This window comes from Acidimicrobiia bacterium (assembly GCA_016650365.1).
Classification (GTDB): Bacteria; Actinomycetota; Acidimicrobiia; order Spongiisociales; family JAENVV01; genus JAENVV01.
Genome location: JAENVV010000212.1, coordinates 1 through 4126, shown reverse-complemented (window position 1 = coordinate 4126; position 4126 = coordinate 1). Strand labels below are relative to the sequence as shown.

Annotated in this window: 5 protein-coding genes; 4 read left to right on the top strand and 1 reads right to left on the bottom strand. The window is 60.3% G+C overall.

The window, feature by feature from the left end; translation table 11 throughout:
• Positions 1 to 39: 39 nt before the first annotated feature.
• From JJE47_12880 to JJE47_12865, 4 genes are all read left to right on the top strand, one after another.
• Positions 40 to 435 (top strand): amidohydrolase, encoded by a 396-nt coding sequence (locus JJE47_12880; GenBank protein ID MBK5268319.1) that lies wholly within the window; start codon positions 40 to 42, stop codon positions 433 to 435.
• 66 nt (positions 436 to 501) lie between these two features.
• Positions 502 to 1797 carry a histidinol dehydrogenase gene (gene hisD, locus JJE47_12875; protein ID MBK5268318.1) on the top strand — a complete coding sequence of 432 codons (1296 nt, stop codon included), beginning with the start codon at positions 502 to 504 and terminating at the stop codon, positions 1795 to 1797.
• On the top strand, positions 1790 to 2569 hold the full coding sequence (locus JJE47_12870; GenBank protein MBK5268317.1) for an SDR family oxidoreductase: 780 nt from the start codon (positions 1790 to 1792) through the stop codon (positions 2567 to 2569). The genes hisD and JJE47_12870 overlap by 8 nt, the downstream gene beginning before the upstream one ends.
• A 14-nt stretch (positions 2570 to 2583) precedes the next feature.
• Positions 2584 to 3270, top strand: coding sequence for a cyclase family protein (locus JJE47_12865; GenBank protein ID MBK5268316.1), 687 nt, complete (start codon positions 2584 to 2586; stop codon positions 3268 to 3270).
• A gap of 13 nt (positions 3271 to 3283) precedes the next feature.
• Here JJE47_12865 and JJE47_12860 read toward each other — a convergent pair.
• Positions 3284 to 4126, bottom strand: an 843-nt coding sequence (locus JJE47_12860; GenBank protein MBK5268315.1) for an aminopeptidase P family protein, incomplete at its 5' end; no start/stop codon positions are given.

The following is a 4126-nucleotide window of genomic DNA, read 5'->3' as shown; positions in this document are numbered from 1 at the left end:
TACTTCCTGACCAACTGCATCGGGAACCCTCTCGAAACGATGGTCGCCTCAACCCGGATGATCTTCTCCGGATTGTTCGAAGAACTACCCGATCTCAAGCTCATCCTGCTCCACGGCGGCGGCTACCAGCCGTTCTACACATCGCGCGCCGACCATACCTGGAAGGTCCGTCCCGAAACGCGGGTCCACATCCCCGATCATGCTCCAAGCTATTACATGAAACGCCTGTACTACGACACGATGGTGTTCCAACCGACCTACCTGCGTCACCTCATCGAAATCGTCGGCTCCGACCGGGTGATGCTCGGGACCGATTACCCGTTCGACATGGCGGAAACCGACCCGAACGGCCTGATCGACAGCGTCGAAGGGCTCACCGACGACGAGCGACAAGCGATCCGGGGGGGCAACGCCGCCAGATTGTTCGGGATTTAGCGGCGCGGGCATCTTGATGCGTCACATAGGTCATGTAAGTTTGGCTTCATCTCCACCGGAGGCCCTGTGCGTTATTTGAAAGAACCGCTCCCACCCACTGAGGAAGTCACCCAGGAAATTCGCGATACCGTGAGCCAAATTCTGCTCGACGTCGAGCGGGAAGGTACTACGGCCATCCGGCGCTACTCAGAACGTTTTGACAAGTGGTCACCCGAGTCGTTCCGGGTATCGGAGGCGACCATCAAGCGGGCCTACGACGCCATGGACGAAAACGTCGAGAAGAGTTCCCGGTTCCTCATCGACCAGGTCACCAATTTTGCCCGGCTCCAGCGAGCCACCCTCACCGATTTCGAGACGGAGACACTTCCGGGTGTCCTCCTCGGCCAGAAATGGATCCCGATCGGCAATGTCGGGGCGTACTCCCCTGGCGGCTACTACCCCTTGATTGCTTCGGCTGTCATGACGGTGGCAACCGCCAAGGTGGCCGACGTCCCCCGGGTCCTGGCCACGGCCCCTCCCCGCGACCAGAACGGCATGCATGGGCCGCAACTGTGGGCGATGGTTGAGTCAGGCGCCGACGAAATCTTCTGCGTCGGGGGCGTTCAGGCCATGGCCGGAATGGCCTTTGGGATCGAGGACGCCGAACCCGTCGATATGATCGCCGGCCCTGGAAACGCCTACGTGGCCGAGGCCAAGCGCCAACTGTTCGGCAAAGTCGGAATCGATCTACTGGCAGGGCCGACCGAGATCATGATCATTGCCGACGAAACGGCTGACCCCGCCATCCTGGCTTGCGACCTACTTGGACAGGCTGAACACGGCCCAACTTCGCCCGGGATCCTCGCAACGACGTCCGAGGAAATTGGCCTCGAAACGATCCGGGAGGTCGATCGATGGCTCGAAACCTGGCCGACCGCTGACATGTCCAGCCGGTCGTGGCGCGATTACGGGACGGTGATCGTGGTGGATGACGACGAGGAGTTACGACGGGTGGCCGATGAGATCGCCCCCGAGCACCTCGAGGTTCACACCCGCAATCCCGACTGGTTCGTGGAACGACTCACCAACTACGGCGGTCTTTTCATCGGCACGCATTCGACGGTGGCCTACGGCGACAAAGCCATGGGAACCAATCACACCTTGCCGACCAAGAAGGCGGCCCGCTACACCGGCGGCTTGTGGGTCGGCAAGTTCCTCAAAACCGTCACAACCTCGCGTTGCACTCCGGAGGGTTCGTACATGGTGGCTGAGCATTCGGCGGTCGTGGCTGATGCCGAACTCATGATGGGCCACGCGGTGAGCGCCCGGCTAAGACTCAACCCCGAGTATTTCCCTGACATCATCGAGTACATCCGTGACTGACGAACGGCGCGTCACCGTGGTTACAGGAGCGAGCCAGGGGATCGGCGAAGTTATCGCCAACGCCTTCGGCTCGGTTGGCGATGCCGTGGTGCTGGCCGCCCGCAACACGGAGAATCTCGAACGAGTCGCCGAGGACATCCGCATGGCAGGCGGAGAAGCCCTGGTGCTCGCCACCGACGTCACCGAGGCGTCCAGCGTCGAGTACACGATGGCCAAAACCGTCGAGAGCTTCGGACGGATCGACGTGGTCGTCGCCAATTCAGGAGTCGGTGGTCCGAGCGGAGTTCTTTGGGAACTGGACCCCGACGAATGGGACTCGGCTTTTGAGGTCAACGTCAAGGGCGTATTCCTGACTGCCAGGGCGGCCATCCCCCACATGATCCACGGTGGGTCAGGTTCGTTCGTGATCATCGGATCAATCTCGGGCAAGCGGCCCCTTTTCGGACGGACCGCCTACACCTCGACCAAGGCGGCCCTCATCGGTCTCACCCGTACCCTGGCGCTCGAGGCTGGACCACACAACATCCGGGTGAATCTGATCTCGCCCGGATTCGTAGCCGGACCAAGGATCGAGTGGGTTATCGCCGCACAAGCGAAGGTTCGTGGCATCAACGCAGATGCCGTGCGCAGAGAATTCGAGGCCGAATCACCGCTTGGTCAACTCACCTCACCACAAGCCATCGCTGACGCCGCCGTCTACCTGGCGTCGCCACAAGCTGCATCAATCACCGGAGCCGACCTGAACGTCAACTCCGGTGTCGTCATGTACTAATCAGGAGGAGCGCCATGCCACGACTCATCGATCTATCCCAGCCAATCTACGAGACAATGAAGGTGTACCCCGGCCACCTCAAAACGGTCACCTTCCAACATGTGACCCACGAAGAGACCGCTCCCCGATTCGACAGCGAGTTCTCGTTTCAAACACTGGGCTTCATGCTCAACGACAACGGACCGACCCACGTCGACTCGTTCTCGCATCTTGATCCCGATCCAAACGCGCTGACGATCGACCAGATGGACCTCGACTTGTTCTACGGTCCGGCAGTCTGCCTTGATGTGTCCCATGTTCCCGAGATGACCGACATCACGGCCGAGCACCTCGACGAAGCCCTGGCCGCGTCCGGCCTCACGATCAATCCCGGGGATCACTGCTTTTTCTACACCGGCACCTATGACAAGTACGCCGCGACCAACGAATACCTGACCAACTTCGCCGGACTCGGCGAGTCTGGCGCCAAGTGGATCGTCGATAAGGGAATCAAGACGTTCGGCGTCGATTCACCAACCCCGGACAACCCGACATCGAAGATCTACCCGGTCCACCTCATGTGCCGGTACGAGAAGAAGACCCACTATGAGAACCTGATTCTCACCGAAGTCGTCGGTACGAAGTTCACGTTCGTTGGTTTCCCGCTGAAGGTCGTTGGAGCCCACGGTGGACCGACCCGCGCCGTGGCCATCGTCGACTAACGGCGGAGCGCCTCTACAACATCAACTTCTCTTCGTACTCCACCCGCGACAGCAGATGGGGGTCGCCGTCGGTGATGAGCACCATGTCCTCGATGCGAACACCGCCGCCGCCCCGAACGTCTGGCACCCACACGAGTGGCTCGACCGCGAACACCTGGTTGGGCTGGAACTCATAGACCGTTGAGCCGGGCAAGGTTTCGCCGATGTACGGTGGCTCATTGGCGCCCATCCCGATTCCATGCCCGATGAACAATGAGAACAGATGGTCGGCCAGGCCGTAGTCGCCGACCTTGTTGATGATGGCGTCGGCGCAGTCCTGGTTGGTGTTTCCCGGTCGCATCTTGTCGATCCCGGCCATGAGTCCTTCGTACACTGCCGTGTAGATCTTCTTCTGATCCTTGGACGGCTTTCCCACGATGGTCGTTCGGCCGATATCGGAAAAGTACCCATTCCACATCGCACCGATGTCGATGAACACGAGGTCCGAGTTGCGCACGATCTTGTCGGTGGCGAGTCGATGGGGGGGCGACATATGCTCGCCCGACGCCACAAAGGGCGTCGTGACGTGAGCCATTTCCCCACCCAGGTAGAACAACGTCTGCATGGCATCGCCGGCAATCTCAAGTTCACGCCGACCCGCTTTGGCTTCATCGAGAGCTCGCTGGGTCACCGAGTCGCCAATCGCGCAGGCCTCCTCGATAATCGCCACTTCGAGATCCGTCTTAAGCCATCGAGCCTTTTGCATCACCGTATCGCCGTCAACCAATTCCAGGTCAGGCAGGTGCGCCTGGAGCGAATGGATGAAGGAGATGTTCGCCTGATCAACGGCGAGCTTGCCCGATGTCAGTCCCCGGTT

What these genes read in the sequence shown, in the direction of transcription:
- JJE47_12880 (MBK5268319.1), top strand. Translation starts at nt 40, where the DNA reads ATGGTCGCCTCAACCCGGATGATCTTCTCCGGATTGTTCGAAGAACTA.
- JJE47_12865 (MBK5268316.1), top strand. Translation starts at nt 2,584, where the DNA reads ATGCCACGACTCATCGATCTATCCCAGCCAATCTACGAGACAATGAAG.